The organism is Marinifilum sp. D737 (assembly GCF_026672275.1).
Classification (GTDB): Bacteria; Bacteroidota; Bacteroidia; order Bacteroidales; family Marinifilaceae; genus Marinifilum.
Genome location: NZ_JANQCD010000005.1, coordinates 26,544 through 53,446 on the forward strand (window position 1 = coordinate 26,544; position 26,903 = coordinate 53,446).

General features: G+C 35.9%; 17 protein-coding genes. 11 read left to right on the forward strand and 6 right to left on the reverse strand.

The window, feature by feature from the left end; translation table 11 throughout:
• Window positions 1–260: 260 nt before the first annotated feature.
• The 4 genes from hypD (at window position 261) to NQ163_RS04980 (ending at window position 6,792) form a co-directional block, all read left to right on the forward strand.
• Window positions 261–2,702, forward strand: coding sequence for a trans-4-hydroxy-L-proline dehydratase (gene hypD, locus NQ163_RS04965; RefSeq protein WP_268189174.1), 2,442 nt, complete (start codon window positions 261–263; stop codon window positions 2,700–2,702).
• Entirely contained in the window at window positions 2,702–3,610 is a 909-nt protein-coding gene (locus tag NQ163_RS04970; protein WP_268189175.1) for a glycyl-radical enzyme activating protein, read from the forward strand. The genes hypD and NQ163_RS04970 overlap by 1 nt, the downstream gene beginning before the upstream one ends.
• A 326-nt stretch (window positions 3,611–3,936) precedes the next feature.
• The gene (locus tag NQ163_RS04975) at window positions 3,937–5,967 is read left to right on the forward strand and encodes a thioredoxin domain-containing protein (RefSeq protein WP_268189176.1); all 2,031 of its coding nucleotides are present in this window, start codon (window positions 3,937–3,939) and stop codon (window positions 5,965–5,967) included.
• A gap of 18 nt (window positions 5,968–5,985) precedes the next feature.
• Window positions 5,986–6,792, forward strand: coding sequence for a M48 family metallopeptidase (locus tag NQ163_RS04980; protein WP_268189177.1), 807 nt, complete (start codon window positions 5,986–5,988; stop codon window positions 6,790–6,792).
• A gap of 111 nt (window positions 6,793–6,903) precedes the next feature.
• Here the strand turns inward: NQ163_RS04980 and NQ163_RS04985 are convergent, their stop codons facing one another.
• Window positions 6,904–7,584 carry a rhomboid family intramembrane serine protease gene (locus tag NQ163_RS04985; RefSeq protein WP_268189178.1) on the reverse strand — a complete coding sequence of 227 codons (681 nt, stop codon included), beginning with the start codon at window positions 7,582–7,584 and terminating at the stop codon, window positions 6,904–6,906.
• A 5-nt stretch (window positions 7,585–7,589) separates the two neighbouring features.
• A complete protein-coding gene (locus tag NQ163_RS04990) occupies window positions 7,590–8,315 on the reverse strand; it encodes a cell division ATP-binding protein FtsE (protein WP_268189179.1) in 726 nt (241 codons plus the stop codon).
• Between the two features lie 250 nt (window positions 8,316–8,565).
• On the opposite strand from NQ163_RS04990, the gene NQ163_RS04995 reads away from it, so the two are divergent.
• From NQ163_RS04995 to NQ163_RS05015, 5 genes are all read left to right on the forward strand, one after another.
• Window positions 8,566–11,754, forward strand: a complete 3,189-nt coding sequence (locus tag NQ163_RS04995; RefSeq protein ID WP_268189180.1) for a tetratricopeptide repeat protein — start codon at window positions 8,566–8,568, stop codon at window positions 11,752–11,754.
• 19 nt (window positions 11,755–11,773) lie between these two features.
• Complete coding sequence (locus NQ163_RS05000) at window positions 11,774–13,498, forward strand: TonB-dependent receptor (protein WP_268189181.1); 1,725 nt, start codon at window positions 11,774–11,776, stop codon at window positions 13,496–13,498.
• Between the two features lie 180 nt (window positions 13,499–13,678).
• Window positions 13,679–14,179, forward strand: a complete 501-nt coding sequence (locus NQ163_RS05005; protein ID WP_268189182.1) for a hypothetical protein — start codon at window positions 13,679–13,681, stop codon at window positions 14,177–14,179.
• 361 nt (window positions 14,180–14,540) lie between these two features.
• Window positions 14,541–16,502, forward strand: coding sequence for a DNA topoisomerase (ATP-hydrolyzing) subunit B (gyrB, locus tag NQ163_RS05010; protein ID WP_268189183.1), 1,962 nt, complete (start codon window positions 14,541–14,543; stop codon window positions 16,500–16,502).
• Window positions 16,503–16,577: 75 nt separating this feature from the next.
• Window positions 16,578–17,144 carry a TIGR00730 family Rossman fold protein gene (locus NQ163_RS05015; RefSeq protein WP_268189184.1) on the forward strand — a complete coding sequence of 189 codons (567 nt, stop codon included), beginning with the start codon at window positions 16,578–16,580 and terminating at the stop codon, window positions 17,142–17,144.
• Here NQ163_RS05015 and NQ163_RS05020 read toward each other — a convergent pair.
• A complete protein-coding gene (locus tag NQ163_RS05020; protein ID WP_268189185.1) occupies window positions 17,141–19,870 on the reverse strand; it encodes a cache domain-containing protein in 2,730 nt (909 codons plus the stop codon). The two genes, NQ163_RS05015 and NQ163_RS05020, sit on opposite strands and share 4 nt — an antisense overlap.
• A 96-nt stretch (window positions 19,871–19,966) precedes the next feature.
• The gene (dapF, locus tag NQ163_RS05025) at window positions 19,967–20,752 is read right to left on the reverse strand and encodes a diaminopimelate epimerase (protein ID WP_268189186.1); all 786 of its coding nucleotides are present in this window, start codon (window positions 20,750–20,752) and stop codon (window positions 19,967–19,969) included.
• Window positions 20,753–21,027: 275 nt separating this feature from the next.
• On the opposite strand from dapF, the gene NQ163_RS05030 reads away from it, so the two are divergent.
• Window positions 21,028–22,479, forward strand: a complete 1,452-nt coding sequence (locus tag NQ163_RS05030) for a S1C family serine protease (RefSeq protein ID WP_268189187.1) — start codon at window positions 21,028–21,030, stop codon at window positions 22,477–22,479.
• A 105-nt stretch (window positions 22,480–22,584) separates the two neighbouring features.
• Window positions 22,585–23,445, forward strand: coding sequence for a sigma-70 family RNA polymerase sigma factor (locus NQ163_RS05035; RefSeq protein ID WP_054719691.1), 861 nt, complete (start codon window positions 22,585–22,587; stop codon window positions 23,443–23,445).
• Window positions 23,446–23,501: 56 nt separating this feature from the next.
• Here NQ163_RS05035 and uvrB read toward each other — a convergent pair whose 3' ends face one another.
• Entirely contained in the window at window positions 23,502–25,517 is a 2,016-nt protein-coding gene (uvrB, locus tag NQ163_RS05040; RefSeq protein ID WP_268189188.1) for an excinuclease ABC subunit UvrB, read from the reverse strand.
• A 355-nt stretch (window positions 25,518–25,872) separates the two neighbouring features.
• On the reverse strand, window positions 25,873–26,886 hold the full coding sequence (locus NQ163_RS05045; RefSeq protein ID WP_268189189.1) for an endonuclease/exonuclease/phosphatase family protein: 1,014 nt from the start codon (window positions 26,884–26,886) through the stop codon (window positions 25,873–25,875).
• Window positions 26,887–26,903 lie beyond the last annotated feature (17 nt).

The window sequence follows — 26,903 nt, forward strand, 5'->3', positions numbered from 1 at the left end:
GTATCTCAGATAATAATATTTCGTAAATTTGGTTCAGTTAAAAGATGTTGATATGTACGTGAACCATACTTTAACATACAGTTACCGCAGACTTTTTAGTTGTTTAATAATCTATTCTTAAACAATTGTCCTTCCAATGGCAATGTGTTAGTGCACTTTGCTGTCACAAGCTACATTTTATTTTTAAGTACTGATATTCCTTTATGGAATGCATATGCAGTACCCAAAAACATCGTTTCGAATTGATTAATTGAAAAACAATGACAATAGATAAAACCATTCCGCAAAGAGCGGCAAAGTCGGGAAGTAACTTCGATAAGAACAACGGACAAGGTCCGGGCATGAATGAAAGGATTAAGCAACTAAGAAGAGTAAGTGTTGATACTGAACCATCGCTTTCCATTGAACGAGCTTTAATTGAAACTGAGTTTTACAAGGAAAATTACGGCAAATACTCAATACCGGTATTGCGTGCCAAAACTTTCTACGAAATATGTAAGCACAAAACCATTTACATTGGCGATGGTGAATTGATTGTAGGGGAGCGTGGACCTTCTCCAAAATCGGTTCCAACTTTTCCTGAGTTAACCTGCCATAGTGTTGATGACTTAAATGTTTTAAATACTCGTGAGTTGCAGCGCTATACCATTTCGCAGGAAGAAATTGATACTTATGCCAAAGAAGTAATTCCTTACTGGGAAGGTCGTACCCAACGAGAAAGAATTTTTAATCATGTTCCAGAGGAGTGGAAGGCAGCTTACGAGGCAGGTTTGTTCACGGAGTTTATGGAACAACGTGCACCCGGACACACTACTTTAGACGGTAAGATTTATAAAAAAGGATTACTGGAGTTTAAGAAAGACATTCAGGATCATATCGATCGTTTGGATTATATGAACGATGATGAGGCTACCGATAAATTAGAGGAGCTTCAGGCAATGGCCATATCTTGTGATGCCGCAATTTTGTTATCGGAACGCCACGCAGATTTGGCTGAAGAATTGGCAGCGAAAGAAGAAGACGAAAACAGAAAAGCAGAATTACTGAATATTGCAGAGGTTTGTCGTTGGGTTCCGGCCAATGCTCCAAGAACATTCTGGGAAGCCATTCAGATGTACTGGTGGATGCACTTGGGAACCATTACGGAATTGAATGGTTGGGATGCTATGAATCCAGGTCATTTCGATCAGCATCTTGAACCTTTTTACAATAAAGAATCGGCTGAAGGAACATTAAGCAGAGATGAGGCCAAAGAATTGCTTTCTTGTTTCTGGATTAAGGTGAACAATCAGCCGGCACCTCCAAAGGTTGGAATTACAGCTCGCGAAAGTGGAACTTACAACGATTTTACCAACATCAACATTGGTGGTGTAAGAAAAGATGGTTCCGACGGGGTAAGTGAGGTTTCCTATATCATGCTTGACATTATTGAAGACCTGCACATTTTACAGCCGGGAAGTTCCATTCATATTAGCTCGCGAACTCCTGAAAGATTTTTAAAAGCAGGATGTAATGTAATCCGCCAGGGACATGGTTATCCTTCGGTATTTAATCCGGATGTTTACATCATGGAGATGTTGGGACATGGAAAAAGCATTGAAGATGCTCGCGAAGGAGGATGCAGTGGATGTATTGAAGTTGGAGCCTTTGGTAAGGAAGCTTACGTGTTGACTGGATATTTGAATGTTCCTAAAATTCTTGAGGTAACCTTAAACAACGGAATCGATCCGGTAACTGGCAAAAAAGCTGGTATCGAAACAGGAGATCCAAGAACATTTACTTCTTACGATGAGTTGTACGATGCATTTTTGAAACAACTGAATTTTGTTGTTGATCAGAAAGTTAGGGTGAGCAATTACATTGATAGAATGTTTGCCAAATATGCACCAGCTCCTTTGTTATCTGTTCTTACAGATGATTGTATTGCTCGAGGCAGAGATTATTACAATGCTGGTCCGCGTTACAATACCAATTACATTCAGTGTACCGGATTGGGAACGGTAACTGATAGTTTATCGACTTTAAAGAAACATGTTTTCGAGGATAAGAACTTCAGTATTGATACCATATTGGATGCTGTAGCAATCAATTTTGAGGGAGAGGAAGTATTACGTCAAACCATTCTGAACAATACGCCATTCTTTGGAAATGATGATGATGCTGCTGATGATATCGCTCTAAAGGTTTACAATGATTTGTTTGCAGCAATTGATGGAAAACCAAATACCAAAGGAGAAACTTTCCATCTGAATATGCTTTCAACTACTTGTCATGTTTACTTTGGTAAAGTTATGGGAGCTACTCCAAATGGACGATTGGCAGGAAAATCCATTTCTGATGGAACTTCACCATCTCACGGATGTGATACACACGGACCTTCTGCGGTAATCCGATCGCTTACCAAGCTGGATCATACCAAATCAGGAGGAACATTGTTGAATCAGCGTTTCTTGCCAAGTTTGTTAAAGCGTGATGAAGATATTGCCAAATTATCGAAATTGATCAGATCATACTTCTCACTGGGAGGACACCACATTCAGTTTAATATTGTGGATACAGCAACTTTGTTGGCTGCACAAAAAACTCCTGAAGATTATAAGGATTTATTGGTAAGAATGGCAGGCTATAGCGATTACTTCAACGATATGAATGCAGATTTGCAGCAGGAAGTAATCGACAGAACAGAAAATGAATCGTTTTAATGAGTAAAGCATTAATTTTTGATATCAAAAGATATGCAATCAATGACGGGCCGGGCATTAGAGTGACAATCTTTTATAAAGGTTGTCCTTTGTCCTGTGTCTGGTGTCATAATCCAGAAAGCATATCGCCCTATGCGCAAAAAATGTATACCGAATCGAAATGCATTGGTTCGGTAAAGTGTGTTGAAATTTGTCCGGAATCTGCATTACAACTTACAAAGCAAGGCATTGTAACCGATGTTGAAAAATGCACTTTGTGTGGCAAGTGTGCCATGATTTGTCCTACCAAGGCCATCGAGATGTCTGGGAAAGTATACTCGAGCGATGAGTTGATGAAGATCATTGAAAGGGAAACCATATTCTTTGATCATTCGGAAGGTGGCGTTACTTTCTCGGGAGGTGAGCCATTAATGCACCACAAAAGTTTGATCGAAATTTTGGACAAATGTGCAGAAAAAGACATTCACAGAGTTGTGGATACCACTTTGTTTGCCAAATCAGAAGTTGTATTGGAAGTCGCCAAGCGAACCAATTTATTCCTGGTTGACTTTAAAGCATTCGAATCGGAAGTACATAGGAAATATACAGGGGTAAATAATGAATTGATATTAAAGAATATCCAGTTGTTGGCAGAAAATAATGCTGACTTCATTATCAGGGTTCCCTTTATAAAAGGCGTGAATGCTGATGAGGAAACAGTTGAGAGAATGGCGGACTTCTTGTCTACAATTCCCTGGAAGCGCAAGGAAGTGAATTTGTTGCCTTATCACGATGTGGGAAAACACAAGCATACAAAATTGGGATCGGAATATTTGGTGGAAAATATGGAGGTTCCAAGTGAGGATGAATTGACAAGAGCACAAGATATATTTGCGGAGTATGGAATTTCAGCAAGTGTTGGTGGCTAATACCGATTATTAATTTGTATCAGCCATTAGTACGTTTCACTTCTAATGACTAACAAATTATATATCGGCATTATACCTAAACTATTCGAGAGCTTAAAATAGCTCTCTATTTTTTATATATGGTATAAGATATAATAAAATAATATTGGTTTGGAGAGCAGTGGTACCATTATGGTATTGCTGCTTTTTTATTTAGAATCATTTAAAATAAATTATATCTTTAATGAATGTTACACCTTCTTGAGAGATATAGATTTACGGTAGCGCTAATCGTACTGATTGGGATGTTTCCAATCGAATCTTGCTCTCAGAATAATAAGAAAGCAATGAAAGTTCAACATACAAACCGATTGTCTCAGGAAAATAGTCCATACTTGTTGCAACATGCACATAATCCAGTTGATTGGTATCCATGGGGAGAAGAAGCCTTGCAAAAGGCAAAGAATGAGAATAAAGTAATACTGGTTAGTATTGGCTATGCTGCCTGTCATTGGTGTCATGTAATGGAACGCGAGAGTTTCGAGAATGAAGAGATTGCTAAAATTATGAACGAATTTTTCGTTTGTATTAAAGTAGATAGAGAGGAGCGACCTGACATTGATAGGATCTACATGGATGCTGTGCAATTGATGACGGGTAGTGGTGGTTGGCCACTCAATTGTTTTGCCATGCCCGATGGAAAACCATTTTTTGGAGGAACCTATTTTCGACCGAATGATTGGGTAAGAGTATTGCAAGGTATTCAAAATGCATGGCTAAGCGAGAAAGATAAAGTTGAAAAAGTGGCTGATCAGATTTCAGAAGGAGTAAGGAGCAATGAACTGATTGAAGTAAAATCGGAACTCAAACTATTTGATTTGGATGATATGAAATCGGGTTATGAAAATTGGCAGAAGGATTTCGATAAACTTGAAGGTGGTAATAATCGCGCCCCTAAATTTCCATTGCCAGGTTCTCTTCAGTTTTTGCTTCGATATTATCATGCGAGCAAAGATAGATCAGCTTTAGATCATGTGGTGCTTACACTGGATAAAATGGCGGCAGGAGGAATTTATGATCAAATTGGAGGTGGCTTTGCCAGGTATTCGGTGGATGCAATTTGGAAAGTCCCTCATTTTGAAAAGATGCTATATGATAATGCTCAATTGGTAAGTTTGTATGCCGAAGCGTATAGCTTGACGAAAATTACAGAGTACAAAAGGGTAATGGAGGAGACTTTGGATTTTATTGATCGCGAACTGAGTTTGCCCAATGGAGGATTTTATTCTTCTTTGGATGCCGATAGCGAAGGTGTTGAAGGCAAATTCTATGTTTGGGAAAAATCAGAAATAGAAAGTGTTTTAAAGGAAGATGCCGAATGGTTTTGCGAGTATTTTGGTGTTAGCGAAAAAGCGAATTGGGAAGAAGGAAACATTTTAATGATTTCGGCCGATAAAAATGAGATCGCTAAGAGATTGGGAATTAGTACAAAACAATTTGATGAGAAAGTGAAGGAAGCTTCGAATAAATTGTTGTCAAAGCGTGAAGAAAGGATTCGTCCTGGTTTGGATGACAAAGCTTTAACCAGTTGGAATGCCTTGATGATTAAAGGATATGTGGATGCTTACAAGGCATTGGGAAAACAAGAATATCTGGAAAGAGCTGAGAAAGCAATGCATTTTATCGAGACAAACTTGATGAAAGGAGAAGGCCATTTGTTCCGAAATTACAAGGATGGAGTTTCGAAAATCAATGCTTTTCTTGATGATTATTCTTTTACCATTGAAGCTTACATTGCCTTATATCAGGCCAGTTTTAAAGAAGATTATTTAATTAAAGCTGATCGATTGATGAAAGTGGTAATGGCACATTTTTCAGACGAAAAATCAGGAATGTTTTTCTATACATCTAATGAGGATCCTGATTTAATAGCGAGAAAAATGGAACTGCTGGACAATGTAATTCCATCATCAAATTCTTCTATTGCAAAATCTCTTTTCGTATTGGGAATCTACCTGGATAAGGAAACTTTCAAGGAAAGATCGAAACAAATGTTGGCCAATGTTTACGAACGAATGTTAAAAGTACCATCCTATCATTTTAATTGGGGACAATTGTTTTTTTACTTGGCTAATTCAACCTACGAATTGGTCGTAGTGGGTGACTCGGCCCTAAGCGAGAAACAAAAAATAGAATCTTTGTTTTTGCCTAATGTGCTTATTTCAGGAAGTTTAACAGAGAGTGAGTTGCCTTTGTTGAAAAATCGTTATGTTTCTAAACAAACAACTTTTTATCTTTGTAAAAATAGAACTTGTAAAATTCCCGTTACTAGTGTAGAGGAATTATTGGATCAGTTACAAGAAGAAATTTCAGAATAAACTAAAAACCAAATAATAATGACAAGCAAAACAACCCGTAACGTACTATTAGCAGGATTGGTATTTGTATTGGCAGCCTGTGCTACTGTACCAATCACCGGACGTAAGCAAATGAATCTTTTCCCGGAAAGTGAAATGATCTCCACAAGTCTTACGCAATATGATGCCTTTTTGAAGGAAAATAAACTTTCGAAAGACAAAGCGAAAGTAGCCATGGTTAAATCTTGTGGCGATCGTATCGCTAAGGCGGTAGAAGAATTTATGAATGCCAATGGAATGGGAGATAGAGTTGCCAATTTTAAATGGGAATTTAATTTGGTAGAAGATAATATGCCAAATGCATGGTGTATGCCTGGAGGAAAAGTAGTTTTCTATACAGGTATTTTACCATACACTCAAACTGAAACCGGATTGGCAGTGGTTATGGGACACGAAATTGCTCATGCCGTAGCGCGTCATGGTAATGAACGCATGAGTCAACAAATGGGAATTCAAGCTTTGGGACAAGGTTTGGCAATTGCTTTAAATGAAAAACCTGCAGAGACACAAAGGATTTGGATGACTGCCTTTGGAGTTGGTGCCAATGTTGGTGTAATGCTACCATTCTCTCGTTCTCATGAAAATGAAGCTGATAAAATGGGGCTGATTTTTATGGCAATGGCAGGTTACAATCCTGCTGAAGCTGTTGAATTCTGGAAAAGAATGGGCGAAAGTGGTGGACAAAAACCTCCAGAGTTTCTTTCAACTCACCCTGCAGATGATACTCGAGTGGCAAACCTAAAAGCTTTTCTTCCTGAAGCAATGAAGTATTATAAAAAGAAATAAGAGTCTTGTAAGGACACAAAAATATATTTAGAATAAACGCAGAGGATTACATTCCTTTGCGTTTTTTATTTTTAAGTTGACTTTACCTATTCTTGGAGTCGTAGTTTCCAATTACTTACGCAATTCTTCTTTGTTTTCCAGGTGTTCAGAATTCCAAATTTCTTCAGGAATGCTATTATCATCTTCCGGAATAATCACTTGTGGTTTTTGAGGTCCTTCGTTTCGATAAGCCAAAGCATAAGTTAATCCGGAAATGGCTCCAAACAGATGTCCTTCCCAGGAAACATCCTTTAAGATTGGAAAGATCCCCCAAAAAAATCCTCCATAAAGGAAAACCACAACAAAGGAAATGGCTATTAAACGATAGTAATTTCGGAAAATACCACTAAAAAACAGGAAAGAAGCGAATGAGTACACCAATCCGCTGGCGCCAATATGATAGGCTTCACGAGCACCTATCCAAACCAAAATATTGGTAGTTAGGTAACAAAGAATAAAAATTCGGTATGACAGAGGTCGATAGAAATAAAAGATTCCCCAACTTAGCACAAGAAAAGGTACTGAATTGGCCATGAGGTGTTGAAAATCCCCATGTATTAAAGGACTTGTGATAATTCCCAGCAAACCTTTAATATGTAATGGAAAAACACCCAGTTTTGTAAAGTTTAAACCCAATCCCCATTCAAAAATCTTAATCGCCCAAATTAGAATCAAAAAAGCGAGCGGAAAAATTAAACTGTGTTTCAGTTTTAATTGTTCAAATTCCTTGTTGTATGGTTCAGGTTTTCTCAAATAATTTACTGGTTGACTTCACTTTCATTGTTAGCAGATTCAGGAATAAATTCAGGAGCTGATTTGTCCACCAACTTGCCATCGATACACTCCACGGTTCTGGCAGGGAATTTTTTTAGCAAATCGTGTTGGTGTGTGGCCATGATTACAGTTCGTCCGTTCTTGCTAATATCCATCATCAATTGTGCCAGTTCATCCGAAGTTTCAGGGTCTAAATTCCCAGTTGGCTCGTCAGCCAGAATAATATCTGGAGAATTAAGTAGGGCACGAGCAATCACAACACGCTGTTGTTCACCACCCGATAGCTCATGCGGCATTTTGTAACCTTTGTTGCCCATGTGAACCTTTTCCAGTACCTCTACAATTCTGTTTTCGATTTCTTTTTTGTTTTTCCAACCAGTTGCTTTTAAAACAAACTCTAAATTATCTTTCACCGATCGGTCGGTTAACAATTGAAAATCCTGAAATACAATTCCAATTTTTCTGCGTAAGAACGGAACCTGCTTGCGCTTGATAATTGGAAGATAGTATCCGGCAACCGATCCACCACCTTCAGATAAAGGCAAATCTGCATATAAAGTTTTTAGTAGGCTCGATTTACCACTTCCTACTTTACCAATTAAATAAACAAATTCGTTTTTTTCGATTTTCAGATTTACATCGGTAAGAATAATGTTATCCGCTTGACGGATAGTAGCATTTTTTAATTCTATTATTGCAGATTCTGACATTTGTGTTCGTTTTGCGAGTTGTAATAAATACGTCGATTTACAAATCTAAAAAATTATTTCTCGTATCACTTTTTTCTTCATCATTAATTCTTAACAAAAGAGACAATTTTTCTGAAGAAGCTTCGTTTGAAAGTACTGTAAAGAAGTATATTATTTTTACCTTTAAGGCTGGTTTTAAAAATTACGAAATACTGTAAGTATAGTACTTTCGGAATCATTAATTCACTCAATAATACCTACACACAAAAGCATGAGAAGCAGATATTTATTATGGATATTTTTGTCGCTACTTTTGATAAGTATCGGCAATCCATCGCAAGCTCAAAAATCTTTAAATCATTATTCCGATGCTCAAATTTGGCAATCGGCCAATGAAAAGTTTCAAAACAAGAATTTTGGAGCTGCTCGCAAAGAGTTTCAAGAGTTTATAAATAGAAGTAGTACTGAATTTTCCGATAAAAGATCTCAAGCAGAGTTCTACAAGGCGCTTTGCTCTATTGAATTGTTTCGCCCTGGTGCAGAAGAGGAGATGAAAGCTTTTATTAGAAATTACCCGGAGAGCAATAAAATTCAATTGGCCTATTTTCAATTAGGACGCCAGCAATATCGCAACAAAAAATACAAGGCAGCTTTGTTGTGGTTTAAGCAGGTTGACCCTTATTTGTTGAAAAATGATGATTTAACTGAATACCGATTTAAGATTGCTTATTCGTATTTTCGAAAAGCGGATTATGAGAATGCCAGAAAGAATTTTTACGAGATTATTGAGGTATCGGGTGATTACAATGCTCCTGCAAATTACTACTATTCGCACATTGCTTATTTAAATAAGAATTACCAAACCGCTTTAAGCGGATTTGAAAAGTTGGAGCCCAATAAAACTTTTGCTCCAATTGTACCTTATTACATTTGCCAGATTTACTTTTTGCAAGAACGATATCAGGATCTTTTAAGTTATGCACCTAAATATTTGGATGATGCAAGTGTGAAGCGCCAGGATGAAATTGCCAAAATGATTGGCTTGGCTTATTATCAGGAAAAGGAATATGCCAAAGCCATAACATATCTTAAAAAAGGAAAGAAGAGCTTGGTTCGCGAAGAAAAATTTGCTTATGGATATTGTCTTTACAAGCAAAAAAGATATGAAGATGCCATCCCACAGTTCGAAAAAGTGGGAGGTGAAGATGATGAAATGCTTCAGGTGGCGACTTTCTGTTTAGCAGATTCTTACTTAAAATCAGGAAATAAAAATGGAGCCAAGGCGGCATTTGCCAGTGCAGCAAGAATGGATTTCGATAAGAATATGCAGCAAGATGCTTTGTTCAACTATGCCAAGCTAACTTACGAATTGTCTTATTCTCCTTTTAATGAAACCATTAAGGCCTTCGATGAATATTTGCAAAAATATCCCGATTCGGACCGAAATGATGAGGCTTACGATTATTTGGTGAAGGTGTACATGACCACCAGAAACTATTCGGATGCCATTGCTTCAATGGATAAAATCAGGAACAAAACGCCTGAAATTGAGAAGGCGTATCAGCGTGTATCTTTCCTTCATGGTTTGGAGTTAATGAAACAACTGAAGTATGAAGAAGCCATTCAAGCTTTCGATTTGTCTTGGAAATACCGCATGTACAACTCTAATATTTCAGCCGAGAGATTATATTGGAAAGCGGAAGCAAATTATCGTTTGGGCAATTTAAAAGAGGCAATTACACAATTTAAAACTTTCTTGGTTTCGCCAGGATCGGGAACTTCTGATTATTTTGGACAAGCTTATTATAATATCGCTTATGCCAATTTTGATATGGATAAATATAATGAGGCATCGGATTGGTTCAGAAAGTTTGTAAATCAGGCCAACGAAAAGGACGAGTTTGTTTCGGATGCATACAATCGTATTGGTGATTGTTTCTTTTTGGATAGAGAGTACAATAAAGCAGCAGAATTTTATGCAAAAGCAGCTTCTACAGCAGGTTGGGATGCTGATTATGCCTTGTATCAACAAGCTTTTTGTATGGGATTGTTAAATCAACCGAACGAAAAAGCCAGATTGCTTGAACAAGTGAAAACCAAATACCCAACATCACAATATTCTGATGATGCATTGTATGAGTTGGCAAGAGCTAAAGTGAAGATGAATGAGCAACGTGAAGCTGCCGATTTATATCAAGAATTGGTTAAAAATCACTCCAATAGTAGTTTTGCTGCAAAATCATTGGTGCAATTGGGTTTAATGAATTACAATCTGAAAGAATATAATAAAGCCATTATAAATTATAAAGCAGTAATTACTGAATATCCGAAAAGTCAAGAAAAGCAAAGTGCACTAATTGGTCTTAAGAACGTATATGTCGATTTAAATAAAGTAAATGAATATTTTGCATTTGTTGAATCGGTAGGCAATGGTTCAATGGTAAGGAGTTCCGAGAAGGATTCATTGACCTATATTTCTGCAGAAAGATTGTATATGTCTGGTGAGACAGAGCAGGGAATTAGAGCTTTTGAAAATTATCTTTCTAATTTCCCATCAGGAATGTTTAGCTTGAATGCTCAATATTACAAGGCTGATGCAGCTTTGAATAGTCAGGATTATGAAAGTGCTCTTGTTGGATTTGAAGAGGTGATTAATCAACCGGATAATTTATTTACGGAAAAAGCTTTGTTGGCGGCTTCTCAATTGAATTTTAGAAATAAAAGTTTTGATAGATCTAAAAATCAATATCAAAGATTAATAAAAACTGCAGAGATTCCTGAAAATATTAATGTTGCTAAGGTTGGCTTGATGCGTTCGGTTTACAATTTGGGTGAGTTCGATTTGGCCATTGATGCTGCGAGCAATGTGTTGGAAATGCCGAAAATTCAAGAAGAGATGATTCGTGAAGCGACTTTTAAAAGAGCTAAGTCTCATTTGAATCTGAATAGAAAAGCACATGCTTTAAAAGACTTCAAAAACTTATCGAAGGAAGTTCAAAGCGTGGAAGGAGCTGAAGCAAAATTCAGGATTGCAGAAATCTACTTTGCTCAAAACAAATTTAATGAAGCCGAAAAAGAAATTAACAACTTTATTGAAATGAATTCGCCGCATCATTATTGGTTGGCGGAAAGTTTCTTGTTGCTTTCGGACGTTTTCCTAAAAAAGAATGATGAATTCCAGGCCAAATATACGCTACAAAGTATTGTTGACAATTATGGCTCGAAAGAAGATGGCATTTTAGAACGCGCTCATGAAAAACTGAATGTTTTATTGGAAGCTGAAAAGCTTAAAGAGAAGGAAGTTGCCAGCCAATCGGTGGAACTACAGTTTGAAGGAACAGATAGCATTCAGAATCAAAAACTATTCGAAGGAAACTCGGCAAAAAGCGATTCTTTAGGATTAGATGAGGAACGGTTGATGTTGCAGGAAATGTTAGAAGAAGAGAAAGAAGTTGAGTAGTATGATAATTAGAGAAACAATGTTGAAAAAGATTTTATTAGCAATTGTAGTTATCGGATTTTCCTACTCAATTGCATTGTCACAAGAACAAAGAGAGTTAGATAAAGAAGTTAAGGTAAGAACAACTTATCAGCCAAAAATAAATAAGGCTTTAAGATTAGGGAAACTTCCGGTAATTAAAGATACAAGTACGTTTACACCAAGCTTTGATTATTTTATTCAGGCAAAACCTTTAAATGTAGGTTTTTCGCCAACAGAGATTCCTGCTGCTAAAATTGTGGGAGAACCATTAAAAAAATTGAATTCCCATACTTTAACTTTAGCAGGAGGAAATTATTCTACTCTTTTTGGAGATTATCGATTTAATAATCAGCGATCAAAAACTGCAGATATAGGTTTTCATTTACGACATTACTCGACCAATGGAAAATTGAAATTGGAGGATGATGATAAGGTGAAACCTGATTTTTCTGAGCAATTGGCGGAAGTATATGGAACAGCATACCTTGATGAAGGAAAGGTATCAGGAAAATTGTTTTACAAGCATTCAGGATTCAATTATTTTGGCTTTCCACAATCAGATGATCTAGAGGGAAGCACTACCAATTTATTTCCTTACAATGAGCAAAAATTAAACAATTTTGGTTTGAATGCTTTGTATCAATCTAACTTTAAAGATGAGGAACAATTGAATTTTGGTTTGGGATTAAAGTACGAGCACTTTTCTGATGATATTGATGCGAAAGAAAATGATATTGTAATTTCAGGAAATGCCAGGATTAGAAGAGGAGATGCATTTTGGAGCTTAAAGTCAGAGTTTGATTATTTTGCCATTGATGGTTTAAACCATTGGGAAGATTCAAACTGGCTTACCGAAAGAAAAACTTTAAAATGGAGTTTAAACCCTCAATATTTGTTGCAAACCGGAAACTTTAACCTTCAGTTGGGAGTGAATGCAGTTTTGGCAACTGGTGATGATTCTGAAACCAAACTTTATCCTGATGTAAAGGTAGATTTCGAGGCAATTGAAGGAATAATGAGTTTGTTTGCAGGATTAAATGGAGATTTAAAGATGAATCCTTATACAGATATTGTAGAAGAAAATCGATTCATTTATTCAGGATTGAATGTTTTGCCAAGCAATGTAAAGTATAAATTATTTGGTGGAGTTAGAGGAAGTATGTCTTCCAATTCATCGTTTACCTTACAAGCAGAGTATTCAGCTATCGATAATCAATATTTCTTTATTCAAAATAATATCTTAATTCCTCAAGGGATGACCATTTCAGGTGTTCCATATTCCAATAAATTTGGAGTTGTTTACGATGATGTTAATGTACTTCGATTGGGAGCAGAATTAACAATTGGATGGACCGAGAAGTTAGAATTGAATTCATCTGTTTGGTACAACAATTATTCAATGGATGAATTAGGAGAAGCATGGCACATGCCGGAATTTGAGATGCAAGTGAATGCAAAATATTCTTTTACCGATGATTTAACTTTTAACGCAGGGGTTAATATGATTGGAGAGCGATCTTCTTTACTTGTAAGATATGATGTAACTCAAGTGAAAAAGTTAGAGGCCGTTTATGATTTAAATGTAGGAGCTACATATAGTGTGAATGAGCATTTTTCAGCTTTTGCACAAGTGAATAACTTATTTGCTGATAAGTATTACGAGTGGGATGGATATCCTTCTCAAGGACTTAATTTCTTATTGGGAATAAAAGTTAACCTGTAATCAGTTACAAATTGAATTGCAATAAATGAGTATTTTAATTAGTTATTGGTATAAGAATTAAAAAGAATCAAAATATTTAGGGATGTCATTACTGGCATCCCTTTTGTTATTGTTGACGATAATATATTGTAGATTGAATAGTTTTTGCTAGCTTTATTTTAATTAAACATTCTTAACCACATGAATTTGAACCGTACTTCGCGATATGGGAGCACCATTATCTCATTAATTACTTTGTTATTGACATCGGGCTCGGTGTTCGCTCAACAGGCCGAACGCTGGAAACTGTCTGTTAATAATGACAGAAAGCCCTTAGAGATTTTAATGGATATTGGTAAAGACGATCTTGGAGTTACCTACTTGTTTGATATCACAAGAGATACTTTAAATATGTCTTTTGTAGCAGAAGAGGCCTTGAGCTGGAAAAAGCACGGTGTTAGTGTATATGCTATGCCTAAAGGTAAAGAAGTGCTAAAATTAAAATTAGATGATGAAGACCTCGAAAATGTGCAGGTTGTATTTTATAGAATGTGGAAGGCCATGCCCAAAGGTTTTAAAAACGTAACAACTCTGTTTGAATTGCGTGAATATGGTGTTACCGAAACAGGAAAGAATGTAGATAATTTTATCCTCAAATTTAAAATGAAACGACCACGAAGAGGGCAATCAGTTTCTTTTTAAGATAGTGATTTTCAAATAAACATAAACTTAATTTGGGTTTTACTAATTTTTGCGTTTAAATTGTCTTCGTCAAAAACCACGATTGTGCATTATTTTTAATGATTTTCCTGCCTTTAGATTCATCATTTTTATTATCTTTGTTTAACTTTTGTTTTTTGGCTTTAGTGGATTGGTAAAGTGTTGATATTAAAGAGTTTTGATCTTGTGTATGAATGGTTCATTTTCCAATTTTCGAGAATTAAAATCCAAGCCATTAAACTTTCTGAATTTTGCACAAAAAATATTAGAATTTGGAATTGATAATCAGAGTCTATTTTTGATTGTCTTCTAATTTCTTTTTCGAAAACTAAAGATCTGTTAGATGAGTGATTTAGAGAATAAACCAAATGGAAATGCCGAATATTCCGCGGATAGTATTCAGGTATTAGAAGGTTTGGAAGCGGTTCGTAAACGCCCTTCCATGTACATTGGAGATGTTAATGTTAAAGGTTTACACCATTTGGTGTATGAGGTGGTAGATAACTCGATTGATGAAGCTCTTGCAGGTTACTGTAAGAATATTGAAGTTTTTATCAACGAGGACAATTCTATTACGGTTAAGGATGATGGACGTGGTATTCCAACTGAAATTCATCAGAAAGAGAAAAAATCAGCTCTTGAGGTAGTAATGACTGTACTGCATGCTGGTGGTAAATTTAATAAAGATTCATACAAAGTTTCTGGTGGTCTGCACGGTGTTGGTGTTTCTTGTGTAAATGCATTGTCAACTCACTTGCGTGCTGAAATTCATCGTGAAGGTAAGGTGTATTTGCAAGAGTATTCGCAAGGAAAACCTTACGATGATATCAAAGTTATTGGTGAAACCGATGTTACAGGAACTATAGTATCGTTTAAGCCAGACGAATCAATTTTCTTAACCACAGAATACAAGTATGATATTCTGGCGGCAAGAATGAGAGAGTTGGCTTTCTTGAATAAAAATATTCGTTTGTGCATTACCGACAAACGAGAACAGAATGAAGAAGGAGAATATCGTCAGGATTCTTTCTATTCAGAAGAAGGTTTGAAAGAGTTTGTTGAATATCTTGATACAACTCGTGAGCGTTTAATTGAAGACACTATTCATGTTTCAACGGAAAAGAACGATGTTCCTGTTGAGATTGCTCTTCAATACAATACTTCTTTCTCTGAAAATATTCATTCGTACGTTAATAACATTAACACCATCGAAGGTGGTACTCACCTTACTGGTTTCCGTAGGGGGTTAACTCGTACCTTGAAGAATTTTGCAGAAAAGTCAGGTATGTTGGCAAAACTGAAATTCGACATTAGTGGGGATGACTTCCGTGAAGGCTTAACAGCGGTTGTTTCTGTAAAAGTTGCAGAACCACAATTCGAAGGACAGACAAAGACCAAATTAGGTAACTCTGAAGTTTCTGCGGCGGTTGATCAAGCTGTTAGTGCTTCTCTTTCGAATTATTTGGAGGAACATCCAAAAGATGCTAAAACTATTGTTCAAAAGGTGATTATGGCAGCTACGGCTCGTCATGCAGCTCGTAAAGCAAGAGAATTAGTACAAAGAAAAACGGTTCTTGGTGGTTCAGGTCTTCCTGGAAAATTATCTGACTGTTCTGATAAGGATCCTGCAAACTGTGAGATTTTCCTTGTCGAGGGAGATTCGGCAGGTGGTACTGCTAAACAAGGTCGTGATCGTAAATTCCAGGCAATTCTACCATTGAAAGGTAAGATTTTGAATGTTGAAAAAGCGATGCAACACAAGGTGTTCGAAAGTGATGAGATTAAAAATATCTTTACAGCTTTAGGAATTACTTTTGGTACCGAAGACGACAGTAAGGCTGTAAATATGGAAAAGTTACGTTATCACAAGATCGTTATCATGTGTGATGCCGACGTTGACGGTAGCCATATTGCAACTTTGATTATGACATTCTTCTTCCGTTATATGAAGCCACTTATTGAAAATGGGTATTTGTATATTGCAACTCCTCCATTGTATTTGGTGAAAAAAGGAAAGAATGCAGAATATTGCTGGAACGAGGATCAAAGACTTCGCTTGATTGAAGAGTGGGGCGGAGGAAAAGAAAGTTCTATGCACATCCAGCGTTACAAAGGTCTTGGTGAGATGAGTGCGGAACAGTTGTGGGAAACTACAATGAATCCAGAATTCCGTACTTTACGTCAGGTAACCATTGAAAACGCAGCTGAAGCTGATCATGTATTCTCAATGTTGATGGGAGATGAAGTTCCACCACGTAGGGAGTTTATTGAGAAAAATGCAACTTACGCAAATATTGATGCATAAGTTTTAAATACAAAACAGAAGCCCTTGAGAATTTCTCAGGGGCTTTTTTGAATAATTGACTTAAATTTAAGTGTAATGAATATCTGTGTGTTTTGTTCTTCTAGCAATTCCTTGGATAAAGTGTATTTTAAGGAAGCTACTGAACTTGGAAAATTAATGGGTTCAAATCATCATGGCTTGGTTTATGGAGGAACCAATGTTGGCTTGATGAACGAGGTAGCTGAATCTGTGAAAACATCGGGAGGAAAAGTACTTGGAGTAATTCCAAAGCTGATTAATGATTATGGAATTTCTGCCGACTTTTTGGATGAATTAATTATTACGCCAGATATGGCTGAAAGGAAAAAGCTGCTACGCGAAAAATCGGATGCTTTTATTGCTCTTCCTGGTGGTTTTGGAACATTAGAGGAAATATTGGAAGTAATCACATTAAAGCAATTGGGCTATCACAATAAACCGATTGTATTTATTAATACAAATGGCTTTTATGAGAATTTAAAAGCTCAATTTGAACTGTCTTATCAAGAAAAGTTTGCTAAACCTGAATACGGTAAATTGTTCTACTTTGCCACTGATTTCAAAGATGCAATGTCCTATATCGAAAACTACAAACAAGAAGACAGAGGTACAAAATGGGATTAATTAATTGAGAATTGCTTATTGATAGAATCCAATAAAGTCTTTGTTTTAACTGGTTTCACGATGTAATCATCACAACCTGCAGCAAAGGCTTTTGTTTTATTTTCTTTCTCAACGAAAGCCGTTTGTCCAATTATTGGAATTGCAGCATTTCTATGCTTGATTCTTTTGGTAGCCTCGTAGCCATTCATCACTGGCATTTGAATGTCCATTAAAACAATATCAACTTTAACCGATTCGCACAATGAAATAGCTTCAATGCCATTTTTAGCCCAAAATATTTGGGCCTGAGTGTGCTCTATTGCTGTTTTAAAATAAGTGAAGTTATTTCTTTGGTCATCAACAATCAGAATTTTCTTCCCACTCCAATTGTAGTGGTTTTCCTTTTGCAATTCATCTTCTTTTTCCAAACTAAATGGTAACTGTATATAAAAACAAGTTCCTTCATTTTCCTTTGATTCTACTCTTATTTTTCCTCCTAGAACCTCAGTTAGTCTGTGGCTTATTGTAAGACCTAATCCGGTTCCACCATATTGTCTGGTGTCTGATCCATCAATTTGTCTGAATGACATAAAGATATCCTTTAAAGCATTTTCAGGAATGCCAATGCCGGTATCTTTTACATATATTTCAATTGCAGATTCATTTTCTATGGTTTGATATCCAAATTCTATTGAACCTTCATTTGTAAATTTTATTGCATTATCGAGTAGGTTGGATAAAAGCTGTTCTAATCTTTTTGCATCGGTAAACAAAAGAGAATCCTTATCGCTTAATGCCTTTTGTACTTGTAGTGTGATATGAGATTTATTGATACTATTTTTTAGCCCGTAAAATTTCTCAAATAGAACAGTAAGAATTCCATTTAAATTGTAATTTGCCCAATTCAAATTGATTTGTCTCGATTCAATTTTTGACAAATCAATAATGTTATTGATGAGCTGTAGTAGGTTGTTACTGCTTTGTTTTATTAGTTCTCCATATTCAAGTCTTTCATTTTCATTGATGTGTTGAGAAGTCATAATATCGGTAAATCCGATAATATGATTCATTGGAGTTCTAATTTCATGAGACATATTTGCCAAGAATGCTGATTTTAAAAGATCTGATTCTTCGGCTTTGTTTTTGGCCTCAGTCAAATGTTTTTCATATAGTTTTCGTTGTGTTATGTCACGATAAATACCAAAAATTGCAATAGGTTTATCATCAATTATAATAGGATTTCCTACAATTGACACATCAATTAATTCACCGGTTTTGCACTTTCGTTTTGTTTCTATTTCAACCAGTCGCCCATTGGTAGTTAAGCTGTTTAATTTATTTGCTTCTCCTTGTCTTTCTTCATCAGCCAGTAAGTTATCTGTAACAACTCCTTTTATATCTTCCGAAGTGTAACCAAAAAGTTCAGTGAATTTTTTATTGATTTTAATTCCTTTACTTTCAATATCGGTAATGGCAATTGCTTCCGGTGAATTTTCGAATAACTGCTCAAAATATGCAGTTTCAATATTTAACTGTCGCTCAATATTGTCTCGTTTTGAAATCATTTGGTTGGCTAGTTCACCTAACTCTTTGTATTCCTTAAATTGTAATGAGGAAGTGTTTATTCTCAGTGACTCAGATGCTGCTTTTTCAAAGAATCTAGTGAAAACATGTAAGCCATTTTTTGTAATCTTAACAACATATCTCGAGAAAATGATAATACAAATTACAACCAATATAACCAGAATTACTCCATTCAGAATATAATTATTTACGTTTGCTTGTAATTCATTATTTCGATTTTTAATAGTTTGATTCAACTCTTCTAAATGAATGCCTGAACCAATCACCCATTGCCAATCTTTGTAGGCTTTTGCATAAGTTAATTTAGGCAAGGGTAGATCCTTAGAGTTGGCAAATGGGTCAAGATATTCTATAAATCCACCTTCAGAATCAGTACCTCTCGAAATGAATTCTTTAACAATCTGGCTGCCATTTCCATCATATGTAGTCCATAGATTTTCTCCAATTAACGCTTTATTGGTGTGGGCGAGGCATGTTCCATCGAAGCTTATGACTGCAATAGTGAAACTATCATCAAATCGTAAATCGGTAATTTTATCTAAAATTTTCTCCTGAATTTCAAGCTTGTAATTATTTACGTATTGAGTGCAGCCAATATACCAATCGAACTCTTTAAATAGTTTAACAAAGGAAATCTTTGGATGAATTTTCTGACTGTTTTCAACTTGCCAGGAATAGTCGGTATAACCTTCTCCTGCTGATTTTGCAGTTTCAATTTCATTTTGAATAATCGGAACACCATAAACATCTTTTACCTGCAGTTTGTTTCGTCCAATCCATTCAGGATTTTCAGGATCCATGACCACGGTCCCATTTAATTTGTTGATGTAGAAATAACCATCACCATTATTAAAGCGGACAGGATTTAATGCATTGATAATTAGTTTTTGAAGTTCTTTTTTTGATAGTTTGTCTTTATAGCTTTTGTATAGATTAGTGGCTATGCTGTGTGCTTCGTAAACTCTACTGCTTATGTCTTTCTTTAAAAGGTTTCTGGTTTGTAACCTTTCATTTTCAATGTAATTGATGAGAGTTTGTGTTTCCTGTTGTAAGGTTTTTTTCTGGTTTTTTAAGAAATCTTGCCTTATTTGAAGTGACTCACGTTTAAACTTTTGTTTTTCTTGTTGAATGACAAATAAACCAAATACAAGAATTAATCCCATTGAAATGGAGAGCAATGAAAAAAGAAAAACTTTTGAAATGCTTTTGTTGTTTAAGAGTTTAGTGAGAATGAATTTCATACAATCGAAACAGCGATATTAAATATTTACAGTACCGGAAAATACTTTTGTTGCAGGCCCAATAAGCCAGACATTATTGATATTTTGTGTGTCTAATCTTTCAAATCGAACTTCCAGATTTCCACCTTTGGTTATTATTTTGAAATGTTCTTTGTTTTTTTCAAAGCCGGAACCAATTGCCGATGCCACTACACCTGTACCACAAGAATAAGTTTCATCTTCTACTCCTCGTTCGTAGGTACTTACTTGTATACCTTCATCGTTAAAAGAAACAAAATTTACGTTTGTACCTTCTTTTGCAAACCTTTCGTTGTATCGGATGACTTTACCATTTTTATAGGTGTCAAAGTTTGCATGGGAATCAATGAATTTAACGTAATGTGGCGAACCGGTGTTCATGTAATAATGATTTTCTCCCTTTTCGATGCCAGACACATTAATCATTTTAAGACTTACCTGAACAAAACTATCTTCATCCTTCACCAAGGCTTCATGCTCTCCATCTACGGCAATGAATAATGTTTTATCTTTGATAATCCCCAGGTGATATGCAAAAGCAACTATACATCTGCCACCATTTCCACACATGCTCGCTTCACCACCGTCCGAATTGAAGTACCTCATTCGAAAATCATATCCTTCAGCATTCTCTAATAGCATTAAACCATCTGCACCAATGCCAAACCTTCGGTGACATAGGTGTTCAATCAACTTTTTGTTATCCGGGGATATAATATTATTACGGTTATCAATTAGAACAAAATCATTTCCAGTTCCCTGATATTTCCAAAATTGTATCTGCATTCTTGTGTAATCCTGTTAATAAGTGTTAAATACGTTAAAATTCAAAACACTTCTAAACTTATATCGTTAAAATTGTAGCATAAAAGTAAGAATCTTATTGGTTTTACCCTTATTTCCAAAAGTGAAAAGTGTAAGAATTTGATGAATGTTAATTCAATGATAAATAACTATTGATTATATGAATCTGATTTCGTAACTTTTTATGTTCGAAACAGGGTGTGTAAATTGCCGATAAGATGGATCCTAAGTTTCACTCTTAAAATTTTTATTGCATTATGAAAGCTAAAATGTTTTTCGGAAGAGTTTTAACTGCATTATTTGGTGGTGGTATTGCCATTATTTTATTTGTATTGTTTGTTGATAAAGAAGAGAAAATTATCACGGTAAAGGAGCCAAAAGCGATACAATTAACAAGCCTTCCACAAAATGTAACGGGTCAGGTTGATTTAACGTTAGCTGCAGAATCATCGGTGAAATCTGTAGTACATGTAAAAACTTTATATACGAATGAAGAATATCAATCCAATCCATTTTACGATTTTCTTTTTGGGAATACTAAAAGAGACTATCAACCACAGCCAAGCCTGGGCTCAGGTTCAGGTGTAATTATTTCTGATGATGGTTACATCGTGACCAATAATCATGTAGTGAGAGGTTCAAATTTAATTAATGTAGTTTTACAAGATAAAAGATCCTATGAGGCTAAGTTAGTGGGACAGGATCCATATACCGATTTGGCATTGATTAAAATTGAAGAAGAAGATTTGCCTGCAATGAGTTTTGGAAATTCTGATGAGTTGAAATTAGGAGAATGGGTATTGGCAGTAGGAAATCCATTTAACTTGACTTCCACAGTTACCGCAGGTATTATTAGTGCTAAAGCCAGAAATATTGGAATAATGAGAGAAGGAAGTCTGAGCATTGAATCATTTCTTCAGACTGATGCTGCTGTGAATCCTGGTAATAGTGGAGGAGCTTTGGTTGATACAAAAGGAAAGTTGGTTGGAATCAATACGGCAATTGAATCGAGAACAGGTTCTTATTCAGGTTACTCTTTTGCGATACCTGTAACAATTGTTCAAAAGGTTATAACAGATTTAAAAGAATTTGGTAGGGTACAAAGAGCTGTTATTGGAGTTGTTATTCAAACTGTTGATGCCAGATTAGCTGAAGATAATGGTTTGGAGAAAATTGAAGGTGTATTCATTAATGGAATAACTGAAGATGGAGCTGCAGAAGAAGTTGGTATGAAAAAAGGAGATGTTATCCTGCAGATTAATAATACAAAGGTTAATTCAAATGCTGAGCTGCAAGAGCAAGTAAGCAAGTATCGTCCTGGAGATGAAATAGAAGTTTTAATAAAAAGAGATGGCGAAAAGAAACAATTTGATGTCGTTTTACGTAATAGGTTAGGAAATACGGAAGTGATAAAATCAAGTGATTTAGCTTTTCTAGGTGCTGAATTCGAGCCAATTTCTGCTAAAGAGAAGTATCGACTTCAAATTAATAGGGGAGTTAAAGTGAAGAATCTGCGTAGTGGGAAGCTGAAAGAGGAGAATATTAGAGAAGGTTTTATTATTTACAAAATTAACAATACACCAATTTATAAAGTAAAAGATATTGAAGAGGCCTTGCAAAGCGTTAAGGATGGCGGAGTGTTTATTTCTGGTATATATCCTAATGGCAGCGTGAAGTATTATGCCTTTTCTCTTAAGGATAATGAATAGAAATCAAACGAGAAAAATATAAATATTCGAATAAAATGGCAATTAATTTTGACTTTTTTTATTAAAAAGTCTAATTTTGCGAAATATTTTCGATGAAAAGGGACTATGAGACAATTAAAGATAACTAAATCAATTACCAATCGTGAGAGTGCGTCGTTGGACAAGTACTTGCAAGAGATTGGTAAAGAAGATCTTATTACAGTTGAGGAAGAAGTTGAATTGGCGCAGCGAATCAAAAAAGGCGACCAAAGAGCTTTGGAAAAATTAACCAGAGCAAATTTGCGTTTCGTTGTTTCTGTGGCTAAGCAATACCAAAATCAGGGATTGAGTCTGCCTGACTTGATCAATGAAGGAAACCTGGGATTGATTAAAGCAGCAGAAAAGTTTGATGAAACTCGTGGATTTAAATTCATTTCTTATGCTGTATGGTGGATTCGTCAGTCTATCCTTCAGGCTTTGGCAGAGCAGTCTCGAATCGTTCGATTACCATTGAACCAGGTTGGTTCGTTGAACAAGATCAACAAAGCATTTTCGAAATTCGAGCAAGAACATGAAAGAAAGCCATCTCCTGAAGAATTAGCAGAGTCCTTGGAGTTACCTGCAGATAAAGTTGCAGATACACTACGTGTTTCAGGTCGTCACATTTCTGTCGATGCTCCGTTTGTTGACGGAGAGGACAACAGTTTGTTGGATGTATTGGTGAATGATGATTCTCCAATCGCAGACAGAAGTCTCTTGAATGAGTCCTTAACCAGAGAAATTGATAGAGCTTTAGCTACTCTAACCGAGAGAGAAAGTGATATCATCAAGTTATTCTTCGGTATTGGAATTCAAGAAATGACCTTGGAAGAAATTGGCGAAAAATTTGGATTGACACGTGAACGTGTTCGTCAGATTAAAGAAAAAGCGATTCGTCGTTTGCGTCATACTTCCCGAAGCAAATTATTGAAATCATATTTGGGATAACAGTTCCCGCGAGATAACTAAAGCAGTTTCGAAAGAAACTGCTTTTTTATTTTCCCTTATTTTGAGTTTTTCTCTTTCAATTGTTCCTGCAGTTTATACATCTCATCTCGATATTGAGCCGCTTGTAAGAAATCCATATCTTTTGCAGCTTTCTGCATTAATTTCTTCGTTTTCTCAATACTCTTTTCCAAGTTTTCTTTGCTCATGTATTGTACTACAGGATCTGCAGCAATTTCAACAGTTTCAGGTCCTGCATATGCATTTGGTTCGGCTTTCTGACTTTGTTCAATAATACTTTTCTTTGATTTTACAATTTGCTGTGGTGTAATGCCATGTTTCTCGTTGTAAGCCAATTGTTTTTCACGACGATGATTGGTAGAATCAATTGTCTCCTTCATCGATTTGGTAATCTTATCTGCATACATGATTACCTTTCCATTTACATTACGTGCAGCTCTACCGGAAGTCTGAATTAGTGATCGGGTAGAGCGAAGAAAACCTTCCTTATCGGCATCAAGAATTGCTACCAAGGATACTTCCGGTAAATCCAAACCTTCACGAAGTAAGTTCACTCCAATCAAAACATCAAACTCACCATTTCTAAGGTCTTCCATTATTTTAATGCGATCTAATGTGTCAACATCAGAATGGATGTAGCGACATCGAATACTTAAATTGGCAAAGTATTCCGATAATTCTTCTGCCATTCGTTTGGTAAGAGTAGTAACCAGTGTGCGTTCATCTTTTTCTGTCCTTTCATTGATTTCTGCTATCAAATCGTCAATCTGATTTAAACTTGGACGAACATCAATTTGAGGATCAAGCAGTCCGGTAGGGCGAATTACCTGTTCAACTACAACACCTTCGCATTTTTCCAGTTCATAATCAGCCGGAGTTGCACTAACATAAATGGTTTGATTGGTTACTTCTTCGAACTCTTCAAATTTTAAAGGTCTGTTATCCAATGCAGCAGGCAATCTAAACCCATATTCTACCAAGTTAATTTTCCTTGAATGATCACCGCCATACATGGCACGAATTTGAGGAATGGTAACATGACTTTCGTCGATTACCATTAAGAAATCATTTGGGAAATAGTCTATTAAGCAGAAGGGACGTGTGCCGGCAGGTCTTCCATCAAAATATCTTGAATAATTCTCGATACCAGAACAGTGACCAAGCTCCCTGATCATTTCCAGATCGAAACTTACTTTTTCTTCCAATCGTTTTGCTTCCAGATGTTTTCCAATTTCTTTTAAGAAAGCAACATGTGCAACCATATCATCCTGTATTTGATGTATGGCTGATTGAACCCGATCTTTACTGGTAACAAATATATTGGCTGGGTAAATGGTAATTCGGTCGTAATCTTCAATTTTTAATCCATTAATAGGATCGAAAGAATAGATTTCATCAATTTCATCATCCCAGAAAATAATTCTGTAGGCAAAATCAGCGTAAGCAGGATAGATATCAACAGTGTCACCTTTTACACGGAAATGTCCACGATCGAATTCCACTTCGTTTCTTGAGTATAGAGCATCCACAAATGCGAAGAGAAGCTTGTTGCGCGAAATAACCTGACCTTTTTCCAAAACCGTAACATTGTTGTGGAAATCTTCCGGGTTACCAATACCATACAAGCAGGAAACCGATGAAACTACAATAACATCTTTTCTTCCCGAAAGTAGGGCTGAGGTTGCACTAAGCCTTAATTTTTCAATCTCATCATTAATGGAAAGATCTTTCTCGATATACGTATCGCTTACAGGCAGATAAGCTTCTGGTTGATAATAATCGTAATACGAAACAAAATATTCAACAGCATTATTGGGAAAGAAATTTTTGAACTCGCCATAAAGCTGTGCCGCAAGGGTTTTGTTATGACTTAAAACCAAAGTAGGTCTTTGAACTTCCTGAATTACATTTGCCACGGTAAATGTTTTACCCGAACCAGTAACCCCAAGAAGAGTTTGAAATGGAGAACCATCATTCAGTCCATTACGAAGTTCTTCAATCGCCTCAGGCTGATCGCCTGTTGGTTTAAATTTCGATACAATTTTAAAATCCATAACCCTCTTTTTTAATCTTATACCATTTATTGGTAATCGAGAGCTATTTATGACTCTCGTAGTATTTTGGTATAATGCCGATATATAATTTACAAGTCATTGTACGTGAAGTGTACAAATGGCTTAAATAAATTAATTATCGGTGCTACAAAGCAACGCTAAAATAGAGAAACAATGTGAAACGAGCATGATTAAATACAAATTGTTATTATTATTTAAATCTTGCGGCTTCCTCCCGATAATGATTGGGGTGGCAAAACCATGTAAAATATAAACAGATGAACTTGAAAATATTTTTGGTACAAAAAATGCCGACTATTTTAAATAGTCGGCAGTACTTTATATTGAGATAAGTCTACTCGGAAATTTTAAAGTAAACCGGAAAGTGGTCGCTGTATCCTCCGTAGTAATTTGGACCGCCATAGGTTCTACTAGGAACAAGTACACCTTTCTTGTTTTTGTAACAAATCCACTCTTCTTTAAATATCTTTCCAGCATCGAAAGAGGTGTGAAGTCCGTTTTTCTTATTCAACAATGAGTTTGAAACAATTAAATTATCAAGCATGTTCCAATTGCCTCTATAGTTGTAAGTACCTTCTCCTTTGGCATCCATATTATAAACAAGATTGTACAAATATGAAGGGTTTGATGAGTTTTTATTGTTGCCTGCATTTAATGTTTGGCTAAGCGATTTGTTGTTTGGTTCATCGTTGAAGTCACCCATTATAATGATGTTTGCAGCAGGATTTTTAGTTTGAATCCCATCAACGGCACTTTTCAATTGTTCGGCAACAAATACTCTGTTCTTTTCCGATTTTTCCAAACCGCCTCGTCTCGAAGGCCAATGGTTTACAAAAACATGAACCGTATCTGTGCCAATAATACCTTCTACATATAAAATATCACGAGTTTTGTAATTCGGTTCCCAAGGAAATTGGATGTTAATAGCCTCATGCTTTAGGTATTTAAAATCTTCTTTCTTGTAGATAAGAGCACAGTCAATTCCTCTTTTATCTGGACTTTCGCTATGTGCTATTCCATAATTTCCTTCAATTAAAGTCTCTTGTTTACAAAGGTCTTCAATTACTTTTTTGTTTTCAATTTCGCATAAACCAATGATGCTAGGTAAACGTAATGTATCCATTGAGGAAAGAACCTGAGCTAATTTTTCCAATTTATCCTGATATCGTTCACCATTGAACTTTAATTTTCCTTCAGGAGTAAAATCATCATCCCATTTTTCAGGGTGGTTAATGGTGTCGAATAAGTTTTCAACATTGTAAAAAGCAATAGTATATTCCTTTGTTTGTTGGCTACATGATGCAATTACAAATGCAGCAGAAATGAGTAAGAGTAATTTTCTGAACATGATTTAGTGTTATTGAT

What these genes read in the sequence shown, in the direction of transcription:
- NQ163_RS05005 (WP_268189182.1), top strand. Translation starts at nt 13,679, where the DNA reads ATGAATTTGAACCGTACTTCGCGATATGGGAGCACCATTATCTCATTA.
- NQ163_RS04970 (WP_268189175.1), top strand. Translation starts at nt 2,702, where the DNA reads ATGAGTAAAGCATTAATTTTTGATATCAAAAGATATGCAATCAATGAC.
- NQ163_RS04995 (WP_268189180.1), top strand. Translation starts at nt 8,566, where the DNA reads ATGAGAAGCAGATATTTATTATGGATATTTTTGTCGCTACTTTTGATA.
- NQ163_RS05020 (WP_268189185.1), bottom strand. Translation starts at nt 19,870, where the DNA reads ATGGGATTAATTCTTGTATTTGGTTTATTTGTCATTCAACAAGAAAAA.
- NQ163_RS05000 (WP_268189181.1), top strand. Translation starts at nt 11,774, where the DNA reads ATGTTGAAAAAGATTTTATTAGCAATTGTAGTTATCGGATTTTCCTAC.
- NQ163_RS05030 (WP_268189187.1), top strand. Translation starts at nt 21,028, where the DNA reads ATGAAAGCTAAAATGTTTTTCGGAAGAGTTTTAACTGCATTATTTGGT.
- gyrB (WP_268189183.1), top strand. Translation starts at nt 14,541, where the DNA reads ATGAGTGATTTAGAGAATAAACCAAATGGAAATGCCGAATATTCCGCG.
- NQ163_RS05015 (WP_268189184.1), top strand. Translation starts at nt 16,578, where the DNA reads ATGAATATCTGTGTGTTTTGTTCTTCTAGCAATTCCTTGGATAAAGTG.
- NQ163_RS05045 (WP_268189189.1), bottom strand. Translation starts at nt 26,886, where the DNA reads ATGTTCAGAAAATTACTCTTACTCATTTCTGCTGCATTTGTAATTGCA.
- dapF (WP_268189186.1), bottom strand. Translation starts at nt 20,752, where the DNA reads ATGCAGATACAATTTTGGAAATATCAGGGAACTGGAAATGATTTTGTT.
- hypD (WP_268189174.1), top strand. Translation starts at nt 261, where the DNA reads ATGACAATAGATAAAACCATTCCGCAAAGAGCGGCAAAGTCGGGAAGT.
- NQ163_RS04980 (WP_268189177.1), top strand. Translation starts at nt 5,986, where the DNA reads ATGACAAGCAAAACAACCCGTAACGTACTATTAGCAGGATTGGTATTT.
- NQ163_RS05035 (WP_054719691.1), top strand. Translation starts at nt 22,585, where the DNA reads ATGAGACAATTAAAGATAACTAAATCAATTACCAATCGTGAGAGTGCG.
- uvrB (WP_268189188.1), bottom strand. Translation starts at nt 25,517, where the DNA reads ATGGATTTTAAAATTGTATCGAAATTTAAACCAACAGGCGATCAGCCT.
- NQ163_RS04975 (WP_268189176.1), top strand. Translation starts at nt 3,937, where the DNA reads ATGAAAGTTCAACATACAAACCGATTGTCTCAGGAAAATAGTCCATAC.
- NQ163_RS04990 (WP_268189179.1), bottom strand. Translation starts at nt 8,315, where the DNA reads ATGTCAGAATCTGCAATAATAGAATTAAAAAATGCTACTATCCGTCAA.